20 protein-coding genes are annotated in these 21,554 nt (G+C 51.1%); 13 read left to right on the top strand and 7 right to left on the bottom strand.

The window, feature by feature from the left end; translation table 11 throughout:
• Nucleotides 1-4: 4 nt before the first annotated feature.
• Entirely contained in the window at nucleotides 5-1,720 is a 1,716-nt protein-coding gene (locus tag ACO0LD_RS09435; RefSeq protein ID WP_423006057.1) for a methyl-accepting chemotaxis protein, read from the top strand.
• A gap of 93 nt (nucleotides 1,721-1,813) precedes the next feature.
• Nucleotides 1,814-3,538 carry a methyl-accepting chemotaxis protein gene (locus ACO0LD_RS09430; protein WP_423006055.1) on the top strand — a complete coding sequence of 575 codons (1,725 nt, stop codon included), beginning with the start codon at nucleotides 1,814-1,816 and terminating at the stop codon, nucleotides 3,536-3,538.
• A gap of 71 nt (nucleotides 3,539-3,609) precedes the next feature.
• Here the strand turns inward: ACO0LD_RS09430 and ACO0LD_RS09425 are convergent, their stop codons facing one another.
• The 3 genes from ACO0LD_RS09425 to ACO0LD_RS09415 all read right to left on the bottom strand — a co-directional run bounded on the left by ACO0LD_RS09425 (nucleotide 3,610) and on the right by ACO0LD_RS09415 (nucleotide 6,215).
• Nucleotides 3,610-4,191 carry an ATP-dependent Clp protease proteolytic subunit gene (locus tag ACO0LD_RS09425; protein ID WP_423006053.1) on the bottom strand — a complete coding sequence of 194 codons (582 nt, stop codon included), beginning with the start codon at nucleotides 4,189-4,191 and terminating at the stop codon, nucleotides 3,610-3,612.
• Between the two features lie 95 nt (nucleotides 4,192-4,286).
• Complete coding sequence (locus ACO0LD_RS09420) at nucleotides 4,287-5,483, bottom strand: M20 aminoacylase family protein (RefSeq protein WP_423006051.1); 1,197 nt, start codon at nucleotides 5,481-5,483, stop codon at nucleotides 4,287-4,289.
• 258 nt (nucleotides 5,484-5,741) lie between these two features.
• The gene (locus ACO0LD_RS09415; protein ID WP_423006049.1) at nucleotides 5,742-6,215 is read right to left on the bottom strand and encodes a hypothetical protein; all 474 of its coding nucleotides are present in this window, start codon (nucleotides 6,213-6,215) and stop codon (nucleotides 5,742-5,744) included.
• Between the two features lie 250 nt (nucleotides 6,216-6,465).
• On the opposite strand from ACO0LD_RS09415, the gene ACO0LD_RS09410 reads away from it, so the two are divergent.
• The 4 genes from ACO0LD_RS09410 to ACO0LD_RS09395 are packed head-to-tail and all read left to right on the top strand — an operon-like array spanning nucleotide 6,466 to nucleotide 10,356.
• Nucleotides 6,466-7,443, top strand: a complete 978-nt coding sequence (locus tag ACO0LD_RS09410; RefSeq protein WP_423006047.1) for an ABC transporter permease — start codon at nucleotides 6,466-6,468, stop codon at nucleotides 7,441-7,443.
• A 5-nt stretch (nucleotides 7,444-7,448) separates the two neighbouring features.
• Entirely contained in the window at nucleotides 7,449-8,360 is a 912-nt protein-coding gene (locus ACO0LD_RS09405; protein WP_423006045.1) for an ABC transporter permease, read from the top strand.
• Between the two features lie 12 nt (nucleotides 8,361-8,372).
• A complete protein-coding gene (locus ACO0LD_RS09400; protein ID WP_423006043.1) occupies nucleotides 8,373-9,359 on the top strand; it encodes an ABC transporter ATP-binding protein in 987 nt (328 codons plus the stop codon).
• Entirely contained in the window at nucleotides 9,352-10,356 is a 1,005-nt protein-coding gene (locus ACO0LD_RS09395; RefSeq protein ID WP_423006041.1) for an ABC transporter ATP-binding protein, read from the top strand. Before ACO0LD_RS09400 ends, ACO0LD_RS09395 begins: the two co-directional genes overlap by 8 nt.
• A gap of 62 nt (nucleotides 10,357-10,418) precedes the next feature.
• Here the strand turns inward: ACO0LD_RS09395 and ACO0LD_RS09390 are convergent, their stop codons facing one another.
• The gene (locus ACO0LD_RS09390) at nucleotides 10,419-12,308 is read right to left on the bottom strand and encodes an erythromycin esterase family protein (RefSeq protein WP_423006039.1); all 1,890 of its coding nucleotides are present in this window, start codon (nucleotides 12,306-12,308) and stop codon (nucleotides 10,419-10,421) included.
• A gap of 671 nt (nucleotides 12,309-12,979) precedes the next feature.
• On the opposite strand from ACO0LD_RS09390, the gene ACO0LD_RS09385 reads away from it, so the two are divergent.
• A complete protein-coding gene (locus ACO0LD_RS09385) occupies nucleotides 12,980-13,468 on the top strand; it encodes a GNAT family N-acetyltransferase (protein ID WP_423006037.1) in 489 nt (162 codons plus the stop codon).
• Nucleotides 13,469-13,750: 282 nt separating this feature from the next.
• On the opposite strand, the gene ACO0LD_RS09380 is transcribed toward ACO0LD_RS09385, so the two are convergent.
• On the bottom strand, nucleotides 13,751-14,596 hold the full coding sequence (locus tag ACO0LD_RS09380; protein ID WP_423006035.1) for a DUF817 domain-containing protein: 846 nt from the start codon (nucleotides 14,594-14,596) through the stop codon (nucleotides 13,751-13,753).
• 366 nt (nucleotides 14,597-14,962) lie between these two features.
• Between ACO0LD_RS09380 and puuE the strand changes: the two genes are divergently transcribed.
• The 6 genes from puuE to ACO0LD_RS09350 all read left to right on the top strand — a co-directional run bounded on the left by puuE (nucleotide 14,963) and on the right by ACO0LD_RS09350 (nucleotide 20,391).
• A complete protein-coding gene (gene puuE, locus ACO0LD_RS09375; protein ID WP_423006033.1) occupies nucleotides 14,963-15,931 on the top strand; it encodes an allantoinase PuuE in 969 nt (322 codons plus the stop codon).
• Nucleotides 15,932-16,078: 147 nt separating this feature from the next.
• Nucleotides 16,079-17,170, top strand: coding sequence for a porin (locus tag ACO0LD_RS09370; RefSeq protein WP_423006488.1), 1,092 nt, complete (start codon nucleotides 16,079-16,081; stop codon nucleotides 17,168-17,170).
• Nucleotides 17,171-17,242: 72 nt separating this feature from the next.
• The gene (gene sigJ / locus ACO0LD_RS09365; protein WP_423006031.1) at nucleotides 17,243-18,184 is read left to right on the top strand and encodes an RNA polymerase sigma factor SigJ; all 942 of its coding nucleotides are present in this window, start codon (nucleotides 17,243-17,245) and stop codon (nucleotides 18,182-18,184) included.
• 98 nt (nucleotides 18,185-18,282) lie between these two features.
• Complete coding sequence (locus tag ACO0LD_RS09360; protein WP_423006029.1) at nucleotides 18,283-18,729, top strand: carboxymuconolactone decarboxylase family protein; 447 nt, start codon at nucleotides 18,283-18,285, stop codon at nucleotides 18,727-18,729.
• A gap of 125 nt (nucleotides 18,730-18,854) precedes the next feature.
• On the top strand, nucleotides 18,855-19,751 hold the full coding sequence (locus ACO0LD_RS09355) for a lysostaphin resistance A-like protein (protein WP_423006027.1): 897 nt from the start codon (nucleotides 18,855-18,857) through the stop codon (nucleotides 19,749-19,751).
• A gap of 106 nt (nucleotides 19,752-19,857) precedes the next feature.
• Complete coding sequence (locus ACO0LD_RS09350) at nucleotides 19,858-20,391, top strand: NuoB/complex I 20 kDa subunit family protein (RefSeq protein WP_423006025.1); 534 nt, start codon at nucleotides 19,858-19,860, stop codon at nucleotides 20,389-20,391.
• A gap of 210 nt (nucleotides 20,392-20,601) precedes the next feature.
• Here ACO0LD_RS09350 and ACO0LD_RS09345 read toward each other — a convergent pair whose 3' ends face one another.
• Both ACO0LD_RS09345 and ACO0LD_RS09340 read right to left on the bottom strand, forming a co-directional pair.
• A complete protein-coding gene (locus ACO0LD_RS09345; RefSeq protein ID WP_423006023.1) occupies nucleotides 20,602-20,904 on the bottom strand; it encodes a hypothetical protein in 303 nt (100 codons plus the stop codon).
• Nucleotides 20,904-21,440: a DUF6985 domain-containing protein gene (locus ACO0LD_RS09340; RefSeq protein ID WP_423006021.1), complete on the bottom strand. Its 537-nt coding sequence runs from the start codon at nucleotides 21,438-21,440 to the stop codon at nucleotides 20,904-20,906. Before ACO0LD_RS09340 ends, ACO0LD_RS09345 begins: the two co-directional genes overlap by 1 nt.
• Nucleotides 21,441-21,554: the final 114 nt, after the last annotated feature.

Raw genomic sequence — 21,554 nt, 5'->3', positions numbered from 1 at the left:
CGCCATGAAATTGTTCTATGACCTGCGGATATCTGCCAAGCTGTTTGTTGGCTTCATACTTCTTTTATTGCTCACTGTTTTTCTTGGCGGTTTTTCAGTCTACCAATTGTCACGAGTGAACAGTACTGCACTGGAACTGGGCACCAACTGGATGCCCAGCGTGAATGCTGCCATGGGTATCAAGGAAAGAATTTCACGCCTGCGTACCCAGGAAATGCAGATAGTCATGTCTGCAGGTGATGAAGCGAATTTGAAAAAATACGAAAAGCGCTGGCACGACTATGCTGCTGAATTGAAGAAGTATGAAGAGGACTACGTCAAGCTCATTAGTACGGCTGATGAAAAAAAGTTCTTTGCCGACTACAGCAAACTATGGGAACGCTATGTAGTCGAGGCAAAAAAACTGACAGCCCAGGCAGCTGCCGGCAATATGGAAGAAGCACGCACGACCTTGCGCGGCGAGTCATCAAAACTGAATGCAGATATGCTGGCGCTGGCCGACAAAATGGTGCAGGTCAACACCGATGGCGGTATCGCCGAATATCGCCTGGGTGAGCAAATTTATGCCAATTCCAGAATCTTGATACTAAGCCTCATTGTCGTGACCATTGTCCTTGGCCTGTTGCTGGCTTACGGGATTGCCAGGGTGGTTGCCCGCCCTCTGCAAGAAGCCGTCAGAGTTGCCAGGACTGTGGCTTCCGGTGACCTCACCAGCGATATCCAGGTCAAAACCAAGGATGAAACCGGCCAACTCTTACAAGCCCTGAAAGAGATGAATGCCAGTCTGTTATCGGTAGTCAGTGAAGTCAGGACAGGTACTGATCTGATTGCCACGGCCTCGACTGAAATTGCGAATGGCAATATGGACTTGTCGGCACGCACGGAAAGCCAGGCTGGTTCACTGGAAGAAACCGCTTCTTCCATGGAAGAACTGACTTCCACCGTCAAGCATAATAGTGACAATGCGCGCCAGGCCAATCAGTTATCGCATTCTGCTTCTGCAGTCGCGCAAAAAGGGGGCAGCGTGGTGTCGCAAGTGGTGGATACCATGGGGTCCATCAATGAATCATCGAAAAAGATTGTCGATATTATTGCGGTGATTGATGGCATCGCCTTCCAGACCAATATCCTGGCCCTGAATGCAGCGGTCGAAGCGGCGCGTGCTGGTGAGCAGGGGCGAGGATTTGCCGTAGTGGCATCAGAAGTGCGCAACCTGGCACAGCGCTCAGCCAGCGCCGCCAAAGAAATCAAGACGCTCATTAATGACTCGGTAGAAAAAGTCGATCTGGGTACACGGCTCGTTGATCAGGCGGGTATTACCATGCAGGAAGTAGTGGACAGCGTCAAGCGTGTCAGCGATATCATCAGCGAGATCACGGCTGCCGGTGCCGAGCAAAGCTCGGGCATAGACCAGATCAATACCGCCATCATACAAATGGACCAGGTTACGCAACAGAATGCAGCGCTGGTGGAAGAGGCGGCAGCGGCAGCAGGTGCCTTGCAGGAGCAGGCTGCCAACTTGAGCCGCGTTGTTGGCGTGTTCAAACTCCATAATGTCCATGCTGGTTCTGGCTATCAATCCCAGGTAGTAAAACCCGCTGCAAAACTGTCTGCCCAAACCCAGAAACCGGGCAGCAGCATGCGCAAGTTGCCACAAGTGAAAGCTGTACAAAAAGAGCGTGAAATGGCCAAAACAGATCAGGATTGGGAGGAGTTTTAAATACGTTCTAAATGCGTTTTAAAGACGTTTTTCTGATTTGACCGGGCAGCGTTTTCCCTCTGCATGTTGCCTGCTCTTTAACCGGGAGTTGTGATGAAGACATTTTATAACCTGAGAATTTCAGCCAAATTATTTGTAGGATTTGGTTTGCTCTTGTTGCTGACGGTTTTTCTGGGGGTGTTTTCTATCACCATGCTGGCCAAGGTGAATCAAAATGCCTATGAACTGGGCACGAACTGGATGCCCAGCGTGAATGCCGCCATGGGCATCAAGGAAAGGGTCTCGCGCATACGTTCGCAGGAAGCACAACTGGTCTCGGCTGAAAACCCCGAAGAAGTAGAAAAATATATAGGCCGTACCAAGGAAGCGGTTGTCGGTCTCAAGGAAAACGAAGTCGAGTATGCGCGCCTGATTTCTGTTCCTGAAGAAAAAAAGCAATTTGAAGAGTACAGCAAGGCCATGGGGGAATACCTGCAGATTTCGGACAAAATCATGGCACTGGCGCGTGAAGGTAATGGCAAGGATGCCATGACCCTGATGCGGGGTGATTCATCCAAAATCAATACCAAGGTTCGTGGCCTGGTCGATACCATGGTCAAGACCAATGTTGAAGGGGGGGTCAGTGCATACCAGACTGGCATGGAGTCTTATCAGACTTCGCGTAGCCTGATTATTGCTGTGCTGATCGTCAGTATTTCATTGGGCATGTTGCTCGCTTACGCGATCGCCCGCATCGTCTCGCGTCCTTTGCAGGATGCAGTGAGGGTAGCGCAAACTGTGGCTGCTGGCGATTTGACCAGTCATATCCAGTCGAATACCAGTGACGAAACCGGCTTGTTATTACAGGCCCTGAAGGAAATGAACCAGAGTCTGTTGCAGGTAGTGACTGAAGTACGCCAGGGTACGGATGAAATCGCCACGGCCACTTCCGAGATTGCGAATGGTAATCTGGACTTGTCCAGACGCACAGAAAACCAGGCCAGCTCGCTGGAAGAGACCGCTTCATCCATGGAAGAGATTACTTCCACCATCAAGCACAATAGTGATAATGCCCGCCAGGCCAATCAGTTGTCGCATTCGGCTTCTGCGGTGGCGCAAAAAGGCGGTGACGTGGTGTCGCAGGTGGTGGATACCATGGGGTCCATCAATGCATCTTCGAAAAAAATCGTCGATATCATTGCCGTTATTGATGGTATCGCTTTCCAGACCAATATCCTGGCATTGAATGCGGCAGTCGAAGCTGCCCGCGCCGGTGAGCAGGGGCGCGGCTTTGCCGTGGTGGCATCAGAAGTACGCAACCTGGCGCAGCGTTCAGCCAGTGCCGCCAAGGAAATCAAGGAATTGATCAATGATTCTGTCGAGAAGGTCGGGCAGGGCACACGCCTGGTTGATCAGGCTGGTGAAACCATGAAAGAAGTTGTCGATAGCGTTAAGCGCGTGAGTGACATCATTAGCGAGATCACGGCGGCGGGCACGGAACAAAGTGCGGGTATAGAGCAAATCAATGTTGCAGTGACGCAGATGGATGAAATGACACAACAAAATGCTGCCCTGGTGGAAGAAGCGGCAGCAGCAGCTGGTGCCCTGCAAGAACAGGCACAAAACCTGAGCCGTATCGTCAGCGTCTTCAAACTTGATAATGCACATGTGGACAGTAGCAAGCCAGCGCCCGTAGTTGCAAGGTCAGCGCCAGTCAAAAGTGCCAGTGAACGACCTGTAGTGCGCAGCCTGCCCAAGCCGGTTGCTAAAACCGTGAAGCCAGCAGCGACGAGAAAAGAGCCAGTGGCAGCAGCAGCGGATGATTGGGAAGAATTCTAGTGCTTACAAAAAAATTGCCACAGCAAGCTGTGGCAATTTTCATACTCAAACTAAAGCCTGAAAAAGAAGGTTCAAGACAGTTCGCTTTGATTGATAATAATACGTGACACCAGGCCATATTCCTTGGCTTCGGCAGCACTCATCCAGAAATCACGGTCTATATCGGTAGTCACTTTTTCCAGCGTCTGGCCAGATTCTCTGGCGATCAAGGCGGCAATGCGCTCGCGTATCTTGACGATTTCACGGGCCTGGATTGCGATATCCGTTGCCTGGCCGCCAAAACCACCACTAGGCTGGTGGATCAAAAAGCGGGTGTTTGGCAGGCAGACACGTCTTTCCTTGGGTACCGACAGGAAAACGTTCACAGCGGCGCTACCTACCCAGCCAGTGCCAACCATATTTACCGGTGCATCAATGAACTTGATGATGTCATGGATGACGTCACCGGATTCGACATGGCCGCCGGGGGACGATACCAAGATAGTGATAGGTTCTTTGGACTCTGCCGACAGGGCGATCAGACGCTGGGAGATTTCAGATGCCAGTTTGTCGTTGATCGTGCCAAATACCAGCACAGTACGGGATTTAAAGGCCTTTTCTTCGAGGAAAGGGCTGCGTGCTTGGGATTCGTTATTCTCTTTTTCGTCGGCCATGAAAGTCTTCTTATTTAAGCTGGTTGAATTAGCTGGTTGAATTGCGGTAAATTTAGGTGATGATTTTAGGTCATTCAGGCTGCCTAGATGGCTGCTTATGTGCTTTTTTTCAAGTAGGCTTCTGCCAATCGAACCCAATAAGTTGCTCCTATGGGTAGCAAATCATCATTAAAGTCATAGCTGGGATTATGCAGATTGCAAGGTCCCAGGCCATGTCCCATGTCCCGGTGACCGCCGTCGCCGTTGCCTATGAAGGCGTAGCAACCCGGTTTGGCCTGCAACATGAAAGAAAAATCTTCTGCGCCCATGGTGGGTTCTACCTGGGCATCGACATTATCCGCGCCCACCACGCTGCGCATGACTTCGGCAGCGAAGGCGGTTTCCTTGGCGTGATTGATCAGGGGCGGGTAATTGCGCTTGAAGCGGAAATCCACCTGGGCATCAAAGGCCGCCGCTGTATGTTCGGCGATGGTATGCATGCGTTTTTCGATGAGGTCTATCATTTCCGTACTGAAGGCGCGCACCGTACCTATCAGCGTTGCTTCATCGGGGATGACATTGGTGGCGCTGCCGGAATGGATTTGTGTGACCGACAGGACGGCTGACTCCAGCGGGCTGGCATTGCGGCTGACGATGGTTTGCCAGCTCTGCGCCATTTGTATCGCCACAATGATAGGGTCAATGCCTTTGTGCGGTTGCGCCGCATGGGCACCCTTGCCCCTGACGATGACTTCAAATTCATTCGACGAAGCCATCATGGGGCCTGGCGTAACGCCAAAAGTGCCCACCGCTGCACCCGGCCAGTTATGCATGCCAAATACTGCATCCATGGGGTATTTCTCAAACATGCCGTCTTCTATCATGCGACGGGCACCGCCGCCACCTTCTTCAGCAGGCTGGAAGATCAGGTAAACCGTGCCATCGAATTCCTTGTACTTGGACAGGTAATGCGCGGCCCCCAGCAACATGGCAGTGTGGCCATCATGTCCGCAGGCATGCATTTTCCCGTCATGCTTGGAGGTATGGGCAAAGGTATTGATTTCCTGCATGGGCAGGGCATCCATGTCGGCACGCATGCCTATGGCATGTTCGCTGCTGCCATTCTTGAGTACACCAACGATGCCAGTACCACCCAGGCCGCGAATGATGGGTATGCCCCAGGCTTCCAGCTTTTGCGCGACGACTTCAGAGGTACGGTGTTCTTCAAAGCAAAGTTCCGGGTGGGCATGGATATCACGCCGGATTTGCTGGATTTCAGCCTGGAATTGGACGATAGGGTCTATCAGTTTCATTTTTTGTCTCCGGATTGCGTTGCATCATTGAGCTGGCGATGAGCCAGTGGCAGATATGCGCAAACTATTCTTTTCAGGATGTTATCCTGTTGATAAGAAAAATGATAGCCAAGCCAACATCGGCGCTAGCAAACAAGTTTCTTCCGTATAGAGAAAGATACCAGATTCCGGGCAAACCGGTGGCTGTAGTCCTTACATCTTGATTTGCATATCCATACTACCAAAACTGCTTTGACTAAATGCCATGGCCAGCTTACCTTACCAGCGCATGCCAGACATGGCACTCATGCCCATGCCGTAAATGGCCAGCATGCTCAGGGCCAGGCCTATAGGGCCGGACACCAGGGTGCTCAACAGGCAGTTGCTTGCCAGCGGTCTTTGTTTGCGTAGCCTGGCTACAGCGGCCATGGGCAGTGTGATCAGGCCCAGGATGGCGGGCAGCAAAGCCACGATGAATGGAGTAGAACGATCACTGGCCTCAAGCGTGAAGAAAGAGATCGTCAGCATGGCGATCAGATGCAGCAATATGAATCTGGCACGGACGCTATGCATGCGGGTGACCAGGTAAGAAAAGTAAACAGGATAGCTGAGGCCACCGAGCATCAGCATGCCAGGCACTGTACTGAGACTGGTGTGACTGATGTAGTCGTACACCAAAGGCGGCAATAGCAGGACGACTAATATCAGGAAAAGATGCAGGACAATACGCAGGGCAATACGCTTGATGGACATGTAAGCTCAGTTTATGCGAGTAGATCTGCAGGCAAGGCCCGCAACAGCCTCTTAGTGTAGCAGATGGCACAGCCCGCACGAGGCTAGTGTAAAGCCTGTAAAATTCGCTAAAACCTCATTAAAACAGCATACAGAAGCGATGAAGATATCCATGAATTATTCATGCCGGAAAACCAGCCATGGGCCAGCCCATGGGGATTCCCTGTATCTGCGCTTATGTCTGCATATGATGGCAAGGCAGGTCTGATACATGCCTGCTTTCATCTTGCGCCGCCTGCTGCAAAGCCTGGCTGTTTTGCTGCTCATGTCATTGCTGGTATTTGCTGGCGTGTATGCGATAGGCAACCCCATCGATATCCTGATCAGCCCTGAGGCAGACCAGACAGAGCGCCTGCGTATCATCGCCGCCTTTGGCCTGGACCAGAGTCTGCCGCAGCAATACTGGTTATTTTTGAAAAATGCCCTGGCTGGTGACATGGGGCGTTCCTTCGCTTATGCGACACCGGCACTGGGCCTGATCCTGGAACGCATGCCCGCTACACTGGAGCTGGCCGTATTTGCCATCTTGCTTGCGATAGTTCTGGGCATACCACTAGGTCTGCTGGCTGGTTTGCGGCCAGACAGCATTGCTGCAAAAAGCATCATGGCGGTATCGATACTGGGCTTCTCTTTACCTACTTTCTGGGTCGGGTTGATGCTGATCATGGTGTTTGCCGTGCAACTCGGCTGGCTGCCTTCCAGCGGGCGTGGTGAGACGACACTCTTGCTGGGCGTGCCCGTGAGTTTTTTGAGTATTGATGGCCTCAAGCATCTGCTCTTGCCTGCGCTCAACCTGGCGCTTTTCAATATCGCCATGGTGATACGCCTGACGCGCTCAGGTGCGCAAGAAGCGCTGCTGCAAGACTATGTGCGCTTTGCCCGCGCCAAGGGCTTGCGCAATAGCCGCATCATCGGCGTGCATGTACTCAAGAATATCCTGATCCCTATCGTGACTGTGATTGCCTTGCAATTCGGTTCCATCATCGCCTTTGCGATTGTCACTGAATCGGTGTTCGCCTGGCCGGGCATGGGCAAGCTCATCATTGATTCGATACGCGTGCTGGACAGACCAGTCATCGTTGCCTACCTGCTGTTGATTGTCAGCCTGTTTATTCTCATCAATCTGGTGGTGGATGTGGTGTATTCATTGCTGGACCCGCGCGTGCGTCTGTCAGAAAGCCGGGGCTGATTTTTATGACCGCGATGACTGAAACGATCACTCCAAAAATTGAAACGCCCCTGCAGCGTTTCTTGCGCGACTTCTTTGCCAGCCGCATCGCCAGTCTGGGCAGCCTGGTTTTATTGCTGCTGGTCTTGCTGGCGATATTTGCGCCACTGATCTCACCGCAAAACCCGTATGACCTGATGGCGCTGGATGTCATGGATTCACGCCTGGAACCTGGCAAACTCTCTGCCGATGGCAAGCATAGCTTTTTGCTAGGCACCGATGAGCAGGGCCGCGACATGCTGTCGGCCATCTTCTATGGCTTGCGTATTTCGCTCATCGTTGGTTTTTCCAGCACTGTGATTGCGCTGGCAATAGGACTGAGTCTTGGCTTGCTGGCAGGTTATCTGGGTGGTCGTGTCGAAGCCATCATCATGCGTATTGCTGACATACAGTTATCTTTCCCCGCCATCCTGATCGCCATGATCTTGCTGGCGCTGACAGGGCAGGGCGTGGGCAAGATCATCATTGCGCTGGTGCTGGTGCAATGGGCTTACTATGCGCGTACTGCCCGCAGTGCGGCACTGGTGGAAAGGCAAAAAGAATATATAGAAGCAGCAGTCGGCCTGGGCTTGTCACCGGCGCGCATTATCTGGCGTCACTTGTTGCCCAACTGCCTGCCGCCATTGATTGTCATTGCGGCCTTGCAGGTCGCATCTGCAATTTCGCTTGAAGCTACGCTCTCATTTTTGGGCCTGGGTTTGCCAGTGACAGAACCCTCACTGGGTTTGCTGATCGCCAATGGTTATCAATATCTGTTGTCCGGTAAGTACTGGATCAGTTTTTATCCCGGCCTGGCCTTGTTGCTGACAGTGGTATCCATCAACCTGGTGGCTGACCATTTGCGCGATGTGCTCAACCCGCGCTTGCAGACGCAATAGGTGGAGAAAAATATGACGATGGCGACTCTGGACGTGCAAAACCTGCAGACTGAATTTGCCAGCCGTGCCGGTACTGTGCGCGCGGTGAATAATGTCAGCTTCAGTGTGCAGCCCGGGCAAATCATGGGCCTGGTCGGTGAATCCGGTTCTGGCAAATCCATGACGGCCTATTCCATCATGGGCCTGATCGATACTCCCGGTAAAGTCACGACAGGCAAGGTTTTATTCAAGGGCCAGGACTTGCGCAGCCTGACGGCAGAAGCCATGCGGCAAATTCGCGGCAACCGCATTGCCATGATATTCCAGGACCCGATGATGACCCTGAACCCAGTCCTGCGCATCGATACGCAAATGATGGAAACCATCTTTGCCCATCAAGATGTGAGTCGCGAAAAAGCACGCGACATGGCACGCGCCGCCTTGGTCAAGGTTGGCATACCCTCACCAGATGAAAGACTGCAGTCCTATCCCCACCAGTTTTCCGGTGGTATGCGGCAAAGGGTGGCAATCGCCATTGCACTCCTGAATGAGCCAGAGCTGATTATCTGTGACGAGCCGACTACCGCGCTTGATGTCACCATACAGGGGCAGATCCTGTATGAAATGCAAAAGCTGTGCCGCGAATCTGGCACGGCATTGATATGGATTACTCATGACCTGTCCGTGGTGGCTGGTCTGGCTGATACTGTCGCCGTAATGTATGCCGGCAAGATAGTCGAAAGCGGCAGCGTGCAACAAGTACTGGAACAGGCCTGGCATCCCTATACCCATGGCCTGATCGCTTCATCACCATCACGCAACCTGCATGGACAAAGCCTGCGTCAGATTCCAGGGTCAACTCCGTCCTTGCTGAACTTGCCTCGGGGCTGTGCATTCCGCCTGCGCTGTGAACGTGCGACCTCTGTTTGTGAACAAGACCCGGTGACAGAAAATCTGCAGGGCCACAGTGTATTGTGCTTCCATCCCATGCACACAGTGACAGATGTGACGCATGACTGATATCCGCCAGCCAGCCCTGCTGGAACTGCGCCAGGTCAGCAAACGCTTTGCCAAACCTGTCGCATTTACTGATAAATTGACTCAGTTGTTTGGTGCAGACAGCAAACAGCAAATTGTCCACGCCGTTGATCAAGTCGATTTGAGTCTGCAAGCGGGTGAAGTTGTCGGTCTGGTCGGAGAATCCGGTTGCGGCAAATCTACACTAGGTCGCATGGCCGTGGGCTTGCACACTTTATCTGACGGTACCCGCTGGTGGCGTGGTGAAAACCTGGCAGACATGGACCAGGCCAAACGCAAGCAAATGCAGCTGGCCGTACAAATGATATTCCAGGACCCGTATGCCTCGCTGAATCCGCGCCTGCGCGTGCAAGATATCGTGGGTGAAGCACCGGTTGTGCATGGCATCATCAAGGCGGCAGAACAGCAGGAATATGTAGAACACCTGCTGCAAAAAGTGGGGCTGGACCCGGCGGTGCTGAAGCGTTTTTCGCATCAGTTTTCTGGCGGTCAGCGTGCCCGCGTAGGCATCGCCAGGGCACTGGCCGTCAAGCCTGAATTGCTGGTGTGCGATGAAGCTTTAGCGGCGCTGGATGTGTCGATACAGGCGCAGGTTTTGAACTTATTCATCCAGTTGCGTGATGAATTGAACCTGACTTATCTGTTCATCAGCCATGACCTTGGCGTCGTCAGGCATGTGTCTGACCGCGTACTCATCATGTACCTGGGCCGCGTGGTTGAATCCGCCGCGACGACAGAAATTTTTGAACGGCCTAACCATCCCTACACGCAAGCCTTGCTGGCATCTGCCCCCAGGCTGGAAGTGCGCAAGATGGAATATGTCGCTATCAAAGGCGAAATTCCTTCACCGCTTAATCCGCCGACTGGCTGTCATTTTCATCCACGCTGCCCGCATGCCATGCCGAGATGTGTGACAGAGCAGCCCTTGCTCAGGGAAGTGGCTCCCTCGCATTTTTCAGCGTGTCACTTAAACACCTGAGGAACATGCAGGTGGGCGTCAGTGCAGATGTTTTATAGCGCTTATCCAGGGGCCGTATCTGCCTACTTCGGATACTCTGAGGGAGTAACTCTGTCGATATAGATGACAGCATCATAGGCTTTGGCTGGAGTAATCCCCTCTGGTGTCATACCCCAATAGCGTGCATGACCAGGCGTGAACATCCAGCTGTTACTGGCATCTGGTTTGGCTAGTGAAAAATCCACAAAGCTCATTTTCAAACGGCCATTTGCCAGTATGCTTTCCATGCTGCCTGCTGGTGGTGTTGCAATTTCAGCGTAACTTTCCTTGCCATAGTTGCCCAGAACACCGCGGCCCATGTACAGACCTATGGTGTATATTTCTTTGCGGCGTTTTTCTGCCATCCATACGCCCATGGTTTTTGCATGTGTTTTGTCGGTCCAGTCATTGGCTATATGAAAATTATGTGCCCAGACGATGATTTTCTTTTTCGGATAGACAGTGTCGGCCAGGAAGTTCAGGTTCTCTGCCATGCGCTGGTCGCGCATCTCTGTGGATTCATTGCTCATGGGCGAGAAAGCCAGTTGCTGGCTGAACGTCACTCTTGAGCGTGCTTCCTGTATCGTCATATCTACCATGTATGCTGGAAACTGCTTCGCCAGTGTTGTGCGGTTCCTGAGCAGCGTATCGGCGATGAGTTCATAGTGCCCAGGCAAATCACTTGCTGCAGTCACCGGTATTTGCTTGTTGAGCAGGGCATTCAATTTTTCTTCAATGCCATCTACTTGCCCCGCTAGCTCGGGATCTACCACTGATAGGATGGACTTGAACCTGGCGATGATGTTTTGATGCCCCAGATAACCACTATCCTGATTATCAAATCCGGCAAGTATCAGGCGGGGTTTGCCTGCTGCTCCCTGCTTCAGGTAATTGAACAAGTCCAGGGTTTCATCGGTGGCGAGAGTGCCAAACTGGCTGCTGAGCATGGCTTCAAGGCCAGAAGTTTTATCGAGATTGGCATTGGCCGCATCGGCCGCAGTCATTGATGCTTCCATGGCGATGAGTTCAAATCCCATTTCCTGATGCAAGAATTTAATCAAGCGGGTTTTCATCCAGTTGAATTCTGCAACTCCATGGGCGCTTTCACCAAGTTGCACGATGCGCTTGTCTTTCAGCAAGGGCTTCAGGAATTGCAGGTCACTGAAGTCATCACTAAAAAGTGAGCGCAGGCTGTGGGCGTTTTTTTGTATGCCTGTTTGCCATGCAGCTTGTATGGTTGGGATGAGTCCGGCAGGCAAAGCAAGGCTCTGGTCGTCCAGCAATTGCATGGATTGTTGTGGACGTGCTGGCTTTTTTATTTCCGCGATATCAGGTACCACAATACTTTCATCGACCTCCAGTTTTATATCATCAAACCAGGCAGTGCCTTCACCCACCAGGCCTACACCAAAGTGTACCAAGGCGGCATTTGCTGCCACCGGCACTTTAATCTCAAAGCGTTGCCAGTCCTTGCTGCCGGTAGGGCCACGCTTGGTCAGCATTGCCTCTGCTACGGCTTTCTTTAATTTGCCATCGACCTGAAACAAGAGTTCGGCGCGGCCTTTGTTGACATCCCTGGTTTTGATCCAGCCAGACAAGCGCAAAGGATGGCCACCTATCGTGCTGGCGACCAGGGTTTGTCCAATGACGGTCATTGCCCCTTTAGGAGTTTTTTCGTTACTTTCAATCTTGACTGAACATTTGCCCTCTTTCGCCAGCTCACAGTCCGCGCTGACGGTATGTGCTTCCATCAACATCTTCCAGCCAGACGGCAGACTTTGACCAGCCTGCCATTCTTCAAAGCCAAGATTGCGAGCACCCAGATCTGCCGCACTAGCCATGGTCGCCACGCAGGAAAAGGCGAGCGCCAGGCTAATATAGAAAAGAGGTTTGCCGGATTGTTTGAGCAGGAAGTGCGGGCGTAGAAATGACATGTATAGAGTTAAGTGTAGTCAGCCAGGGAGATAGAAAATCTTTTTGATAAGAAAAATTTCATTATTGGCATTATAGGCTGGAGTAATGAGCTACCTGGTTACAATAATTATGTAAATTACATGTCCTGGCTATGGTGATGCCAAACTCAGGGTTACAGCCAGGCAGACATGTGTGAAAACCATGGATAAGGCGAGAGATATCTAAAACAGTGATAACGATTATGTCAAAAATAAAGAAGACTTATTTGCTGCAGTGCGATAAAGTAGTACCTGTCTCCTCCAACACCTCCTAAGGTTTGGATTTAACCCGCAACCGCAAGGTCGCGGGTTTTTTTTTGCTTTTTTAATTCTTCGCCCTGCATTCGTCAATTTCATGATTTTTTCTATTCCACATGGAAATATTTCATATATCCTGATATGTGATTTATGAATGATTGATATGCATAAATAGATCTTGGTAAATTTGTTGCGCTGCGATATAGTTGTACCTGTCTCCTCCAACACCTCCTAAGGTTTGGATTTAAACCCGCAAAGTTTGCGGGTTTTTTTTTGCCATTCCCTATATTCCCCGACTTGCTTTTTCTGTGCAGCACCCAAATCGACATATCACTATTGAGTGTATATTGTGATAATTTCCTTGGAATTGTGCTGTAAAAATAAATAGGACTTTCATGCAAAGACTAGCAAATCGGGATGATCTACATTCTGTGTATGCCATCTATATGGACGAAACAGTGGTTCGTTTTCTTGGTTATGACCCCATGCCACTGGAGCAGTTTTCACTCATTTTTGATGAGTTGCTGAGAAGCAAAGCATTCTTTGTCCATCTTAGCCAGGAAGAAATTGCCGGATTTTACAGAATCAGTCGCTACCCCGGTCGTGCTGCTCATGTTGCTCAGCTTGGGACACTGGCAGTAGCACCGCATTTTCAGGGTAAAGGCGTAGCCCAGGCCATGCTGGCTGAGGCGATACAGACGCTGGAGGCTATGGGAGTAAGGCGGGTGGAATTAATTGTGGAAGCTGACAATAGCAGGGGCCTGGCTTTTTACCAGCGCCTGGGCTTTGAGATTGAAGGCAGATTACGTCAATTCTACAAACGTAGCGATGAGCAGGAATATATAGACGATTTCATCATGGCGAAACTCCTGGAGGAAGTTTGAATAACTACTCTAGAAGTAGTCTGAATCTTACTGGTATGCATGTTTTTCAGTAAAAAATCAATAAATAAGCTACAAATAAGCCATGATAAAGCTAAGTGGTATTCATGTATTGAGAGATATTCTAAATGTGTATACCTGATATATGGATAATAAAGCATACAGATATGCTGCACCGCATTAAAGTAGTATCTGTCTCCTCCAACACCTCCTAAGGTTTGGATTTAAGCCCGCTAATAGCGGGCTATTTTTTTGCCTGGAAACTTTAGAAATCAGCTCGGTGATTTATTCCGCGATATGAATATGTCGCTTGATATGCTTGAGATGGGCAACAATGGTAAAGGTCATGATGACCAGCAAAGACCATGAACTCCATTTGCCCACATGCACGGTAGACCAGGCACCCAGTTGGTTGGGGTAACGCCAGATACCAAAGAAGGTCCCCATATTTTCTGCCAGCCAGATAAAGAAACCGATCAACACGAAGGACAGTAGCAGAGGCATGCTGCGGTCACGATCCAGCGGGCGAAACACCACTGACGAACGCGCATACAAGCCCAGTGCACAAGCAGCCAGATACCAGCGATAGTCACCAATATAATGGTGAGTAAAAAAATTCAGGTAGATCAGTATGCCTATCAGGCCAGCCATCCAGTAAGGCGGATGATGGCGTATGCGCAAATCAAACAAGCGCCAGGCCTGGATGATATAACTGCCTATGCTGGCATACATGAAACCGCTGAACAGCGGCACGCCCCATAGCTTGGTGTAACCAAATTCAGGATAAGCCCAGCTTTGTATCTGGCCCGACACCTTGAACACTTCCAGCGCAAAACCCACGATGTGGAACAGGGTCACGGCTTTCAGTTCATCCATGGTTTCCAGCTTGCTCCAGACCATGCCGCCCTGTATCAGCAGCGCAATCAAAAACAGCACATCGTAACGCGGCAAGCCAAACAAGCCAGCCTTGGGCACGATGAGTATCGACGCAAAAAACAGGCCGACGAACAGGCAGGAGCGCACCTCCTTGATGCCGAAATACCAGAACTCCAGTAAAAAACGACGAAAACCCGTCAGGTTTTTGGGTTGAGGTGGCTGGATGAGGAATTGGTCTATGGATTGCAGGCGCATGGGCTGCATTGTAACAAGCCTGCTGCGCTTGTCGCCGCGAAGGTAATACGGTTGCCTTTGTTACAGGGTACTTACACAGCATTTACTTGCTTGGTTCCAGGTTTTTAAGCTAAGAAAACGCTGTTGCTTATTTGCCTCTTAATAGAACATATACTAAAAACAGTATATGTATCGCTGAAAAAATGCTGACAATCGTAAACGGATTTAAAAACGGATTTAAAAATGATTGGATGAAATGCAAAGATGGCACGTCACTTGCATTCACCAGCAGAAAAAGCAGCTTCAGCAAAAACAAATAAAGCCAGGACCTTAAAAGTCAGGACATTAGCCTGCCCTGAGCAGTATGTACTCCGGAGAATAAAAAGTATGACGCAGTCCAGCAAGCAGCCGAATAAGCAATCCAGTGAGTATCCTCGCGACCTTATAGGCTATGGCCGCCATGTCCCGCATGCACAATGGCCAGGCCAGGCCAGGATAGCTCTGCAATTTGTCCTGAATTATGAAGAGGGCGGCGAAAATTGTGTGCTGCATGGCGACCGTGCGTCCGAGCAGTTTTTATCCGAGATCGTTGGTGCAGCAGCTTATGAAGCGCGCCATATGTCGATGGAATCCATTTACGAGTATGGTTCCCGCGCTGGTGTCTGGCGCATCTTGCGTGAATTTGAAAAGCGCCAGTTGCCGCTGACAGTGTTTGGTGTCGCCATGGCCTTGCAGCGCCATCCCGAGCTTACCCAGGCTTTTGGCGAGCTGGGTCATGAAATTGCCTGTCACGGCTTGCGCTGGATACATTATCAAGGACTGGACGAAACCATAGAGCGCGAACACATGCAACAAGCCGTGCAAATCATGCGCGAGCTGACTGGCAAAGCGCCGCTGGGCTGGTACACCGGGCGTGATTCACCGAATACCCGCAAGCTGGTGGTGGAGCATGGCGGCTTTGCCTATGATGCTGATTACTATGGCGATGATCTGCCGTTCTGGACGCAAGTGACGACCAGCGATGGTCAGCAGCATCCACATCTGGTCGTGCCCTATACCCTGGACAGCAATGACATGCGCTTCGCCACGCCCCAGGGTTTTAATACAGGTGAGCATTTCTATGATTACCTGAAAGACAGTTTCGACCTCTTGTATGCCGAAGGTGATCCTGAGGGTGACAATGCACCAAAAATGCTATCCATAGGCATGCATTGCCGCTTGCTGGGGCGGCCCGGGCGTTTCCGTGCCTTCCAGCGCTTTCTGGATTATGTGCAGTCGCATGACAAGGTCTGGGTCTGCCGCCGCATCGATATCGCAGAACACTGGAAACAAGTACATCCCTATGTCGTTAAGTAAATGCAGCTAGCTAAATAAATCCAGCGCCTGTTGACTGGCCGGATGTATCCAAGTCCTGCCTGCCCTTGATTGAGCTGACAAAGTTTGATTTGCCACCACGCTGAAAAAAATCGTTGTTAAACCTGAGAGAAGGAAAAAAAGATGAAAATGCAGATGAAATTCATGGTTTTGGCAGTCGCTTCTTGTTTGTGTGCCGGCAGTGCGCTGGCGCAATCCAGTGTCACCGTGCAAGGCCTGGTGGATTTGTCGGTGGGCTCAGTCAAAATGAGTGGCGACAAGGCCAGCACGGCTGCCATCACACCCGGTGGCATGACCACGTCCTGGTTTGGTTTCAAAGGGGTAGAAGACCTTGGTGGTGGCCTCAAGGCAGAATTTGCGCTCACGGCCTTCCTGCGTCCTGATACTGGTGAGTCTGGCCGCTTTGGTGGTGATACCTTGTTTTCTCGTGATGCCAATGTTGCCTTGTCTGGCAGCTTTGGCCGCGTTTCTCTGGGGCGTGACCTGGCACCCAGCTTCTTGCCCGTCGTGATTTTCAATCCCTTTGGTGATTCTTTCGACGTATCACCTTTGGTGCTGCACTGGTATGTCCCATCCGGTGGCTTTGCTTCGCGCACCTGGGCCAATTCTGCCGCTGGTGATTCTGGCTGGAGCAATGAAATCATTTACAGCACACCCAATTTCTCAGGTTTCAGTGCCAATATGCATTACCAGTTTGGTGAAAAAGCTGGTGACACAGGCACGCGCAACATAGGCCTGAATGCCTTGTACTTCAATGGCCCGCTGGCCCTGAGTGCCTTTTATCAAAAAGTCCAGGTGTCAAATCCCCTCGGCGGTTCGGCAATCGTAGATGCCACATCCGCGCCCGTGAATTTTGCCTCGATCAATAGCCAGACAGCTTACTTCGTCGGTGCCAGCTATGACCTGACAGCCGCCAAGTTGTATGCCACTTATACATCCAGTAAAAATGACACGGCGGCAGGCAAGCAGATGGATGACAAGATTTATAGCCTGGGCGCCAAGATCCCGGCGGGTGGCGGCGACATCTTGCTGGCTTACGCGAATACCAAACGTAATGGCACGCTGACCGCCAACACAGAATACAAGCGCGATACCCTGTCGGCTGGTTATGACTACAACCTGTCCAAGCGTACAGATGTGTATGCAGTGCTGATGAGTGACAAGATCAGTACGGCAGACCGTGCCACCAGCGTTATTGCTGGCATACGCCACAGATTCTGAGTTACTTAAGTTGAAAAAAACCGCAGATAGAAAAAATCTGCGGTTTTTTTCTATCCGCTGTCACAAACAGCGATGCTGTTTCGTCTTATCATCATGAACATACCGGACGCCACCATGATGAACCGCCTGCAAAGCTTTACTGACCATAGACCCCGCCTGTTTGGCATTGCCTACCGCATGCTGGCGTCCCGGGCTGAGGCCGAAGACCTGGTGCAAAACACCTATCTGCGCTGGCACGCGCTAACGGATGAAGAGTTATTGCAAATCCGTGAACCCCAGGCCTGGCTGGTGACGGTCATCAGCCGTCTTTGCATCGATAGATTGCGGGTACTCAAGCGCGAGCGCGAAAACTATACTGGCCCGTGGTTGCCCGAGCCCATGATAGAAGTCGATAGCCAGACGCCAGAACTGATGGCTGAATTCAGCAGTGATGTCTCGCTGGCATTCTTGACCATGCTGGAACGTTTGTCCGCAGAAGAACGCGCCGCCTTTCTTTTGCACCAGGTTTTCGATGTGGATTACCCTGAAGTTGCAGGCATGCTGGGCAAGACGGCAGCAGCTTGCCGCCAATTGGTACACCGTGCAAAAGAAAGGGTGCTGCAAGAAAAGCCGCGCTTTGCGGTCAGCCGTGATCATCACAGACAACTGCTGCAGCGTTTTAGTCTGGCGGCACAAAGCGGCAATTTAAAAGAACTCAGTGCCTTGTTTGCCGACGATGCGCAAATGATAGGCGATGGCGGCGGTAAGATTGCCTCTGTCAACCGCATCCTGCATGGCGCAGCACGCATAGCCCGCCTCTACCATGTCGTCGCCAGAACTTATCCGCAGCGCATGCAGTTTGTTGAAGTCAGTATCAATGGTGAACCTGGCCTGCTGCGCTTTATAGACGGCAAACTTGATGCAACTATCTCCATCGTCAGCGATGGTGAAAAAATTCTTGATCTGTACACCATACGCAATCCAGATAAATTGCAGGCTTATCAGGGCATGACTTTGCCATCGCAAAATATTTAAGAAATTATTCAAGCCGTCTGTCACAAACCGATTTCCTCCAGCGTCTTATAGATGAAGAAAGCAATTTCGCTGACTCATTCAAAAACTGGAAAATTATCATGACACTCAAACTCAATTTCCCTGGCCTGGCACCTGCAGCTTATCAAGCTCTTGCGGGCGTGAACACGGTGCTGGATGCCAGCAGCCTAGGCAAATCCCTTATCGACCTGGTGTTCTTGCGGGTCTCGCAAATCAATGGCTGTGCATTTTGCGTAGACAAACATGCGCATGACTTGCTGGAACATGGCGAGAAATTCCAGCGCCTCAATAGCCTGGTGTGCTGGCGCGAAGCGCCTGGCTTTAGCGAGCGCGAAAGGGCAGCACTGGCCTGGAGTGAAGCATTGACTGGCATAGCTGGCAAGCATGTTGATGAAGAGCTGCAACAAGAATTGCCTAAACATTTCATGGAAAAAGAACTGGTTGATCTGGCCTTTGTCATCGGCCTCATGAATGCGTGGAACAGGGTGGCGATTGCTTGCGGGGCAAGTTTTAGCATGCGTAACTGATGCGGAAATCAGGCTGGGCAAATGTGTGTTGCAAGGCCAGGGATAAATATTGACATTTTTATAAAATTATCTATCCTTGGCGGACTTGCAAAAAGCAAACAACCGCCCGACAGGATAATTTCCCCATGACGACTGTGCCTGAGCTGCAATTCCTCCAGATACTGCCTTATATTTTCTTGTACGCAGCCATCGTGGCTGCATGGCTGCCCAAAATGACTGTACCCGGACCACTCAAAAGTCTGGTGCCTGGTCACCTGCTCGCCGTGCTTGCCGGCGTCTCCGCCCTGGTTAGCGGCCTTATCACGCCAGTGGCAGCTGTAGTGCTATTGGTACTGGCACTTTTACTGTGGGCAAGTGTCAGGAATACACTGCCACTTTCCCTGCGCATACTGGCCGGTGTCCTGGCGCTGGTGGTGGCTCTGGTGCTGGCCATGCATAAGGCGCCAGGTTTTCACAATATCCTGTTGCTGGACAAAGTCAGGTTCAGCGATGACGCGATTCCTTTTACCCTGTATGCCAATTTCGATAAGGGGATGGCGGGTTATTTGTTGCTGAGCCTGTTTTGCGCACGCGCCAGCAGCTTCAAGCAATTCCTGGTCGATGGCAAGCGTATTGCCCTGCCTGCCTTGCTGACTATTGCAGTCTTGATTGTCCTAGGTCTGGCCACGCATTTCTTCAGTTTCTCCCCAAAATTACCAGAAGCGACTTTGTTCTTCCTGGCCATAAACCTGTTTTTGACTTGTGTGGCGGAAGAAGCTTTTTTCCGTGGACTGATACAGGACGCGATCTACCGCCTTGGTAACAAGCCAGTCTTTGGTTATCTGGCGATTGTGGTGTCAGCAGTGCTGTTTGGTCTCGCACATCTTGGTGGTGGTATGCAGTATGCGGCCCTAGCGGCAGTTGCCGGGCTGGGCTATGCGATTGTCTATCACCAGACCCGCAGGCTGGAATGGGTAATAATTACGCATGCTGCTTTTAATCTATGCCACTTCCTCTTGTTTACCTATCCACGGCTGGCCTGATTTTTTTTCAAAGGGATGACGTGTCGGTACAAATTCGTCGTACGGGTACAAGTAAGCTTTAACTACTGTGTCTAGACTAGCCTTGTTGCCAATACAGGGAGTCAAGATGGAAGAGCTGGAAGTCCTTAAAGAGGACAATGTTTTGCTGATGCGTCTGGATGATGTGAGCAGGCTGATACAGACAAATAGCCTCTGGTATCTGACCTTTGGCCTGGCTTGCTGTGCCGTGGAAATGATACAGGCAGCTGCATCGCGCTATGACATGGAGAGATTTGGCATGATACCGCGCGCCAGCCCCAGGCAGGCTGACCTGATGATCGTCGCCGGTACGCTCACCAACAAGATGGCTCCTGCCTTGCGCCGCATTTATGACCAGATGGCAGAGCCGCGCTACGTCATTTCCATGGGCTCATGCGCGAATGGTGGGGGCTATTATCACTACTCGTATTCAGTGGTGCGTGGCTGTGACCGCATCGTGCCCGTTGATGTGTATATCCCCGGTTGCCCGCCGACAGCAGAGGCCCTGATCTACGGGATCATACAATTGCAGAGAAAAATACGTAGAACTCATTTCATAAATAGGGGTGAGATGCGTTTGCCTCATAACGGGGGCTGGCAAGGCGGACGAGGCTGTCAATAGCGGTGCTATTGATAACGAGTCCAACGCAGTCCAGCGCGCGTTATGAGGCAAACCCTCCGGGAACTGACGATTTGGGCGCATTGCTGCGTTGTGCCCCTCGCTAAGGCACCAGCCTTAGCTTCGCGTCACGCCTTGCACTGCATCCCAAATCATCTTGTTCGCACTCATCCCTATTTATGAAATGAGTTCTAGTAAAAAAATGATAGAGCGCTAAGTAATATTGGCAATCAACTTGAAGCGCAAGACAAGAGGCAGGAGATAGTCGTATGCCAGGCCGGGAGTAACCAGCAATTCTGTCAGGCGTTCGCCCTGGTAGTACATGGTGATGGCACTGCCATCATGCCTTGACTCCCAGATGGACATGTCAGATGTGAAGTTCATGTAATGCCATGCGCCATCTGCCTCCGACAAACCATCCCAGATCAATTGGGATAATTCATCGGCTTCGGCAAAATCAGCCCAGCTTATGGTTTGATCTCCATTTTTGGGCTTGATTTCTATACTTGCTGTCATCAGCCCCGGCTTTGATAAACCACTTTATCGAGGCTGGCTTCGCCAAAGGCATCGGCATTACTGAGGTAATCATCAAAAGGGCCGAGCTTGCTGATTTCTGTGCCATTGCGGAAAACCAGTTGCAAGCCATTTTCCTCATCCCAGTCGCAATCACATTCAACTGAAACATAGACGGTCTTGTCGCCGGTAGGGCGCTGTGACACCAGTGCTTCATAGCCATACTGTATGTGTTGCCAGACGTCGGCTGGCTGGGCGATGTGCACCACATCCAGTTTTTCAGATTTGCGGTAGTTTGCTACGTCCTGGTAATAGGCAAAGATATCGGCTTCGGCTTTGCTCAGAACTGCCGGGTCGAGTTTGATGAAGTTGGCGATGGCATTGTGAAAATCAGCTTTGCTGGCATCGTCAGCTTCGTCATAGCCTTCCAGCAGGAATTCATATTCTTGTTCTTGCAAGGCGGGGATGAGTATGGGTTCGCTGATGTACCAGCCATTTTCTTCATCTTTTTCTACTGGCCCAAGTCCGGGGATATTCATGGTGAGTTTTCTTTAGTGGGTTGGGCAATATACGCCGTAACCACTATTGTCCCACACTCAACCGAGACTCAATAAGGAAGTTCTGATTAAGTGTAGCGAGCGGCGTTAGTTTGG

It is taken from the genome of Undibacterium sp. Ji83W (genome assembly GCF_049340385.1).
Lineage (GTDB): Bacteria > Pseudomonadota > Gammaproteobacteria > Burkholderiales > Burkholderiaceae_D > Undibacterium.
Note: the sequence above shows the minus strand (reverse complement) of the source record. Positions and strands in the feature narration are given on the sequence as shown.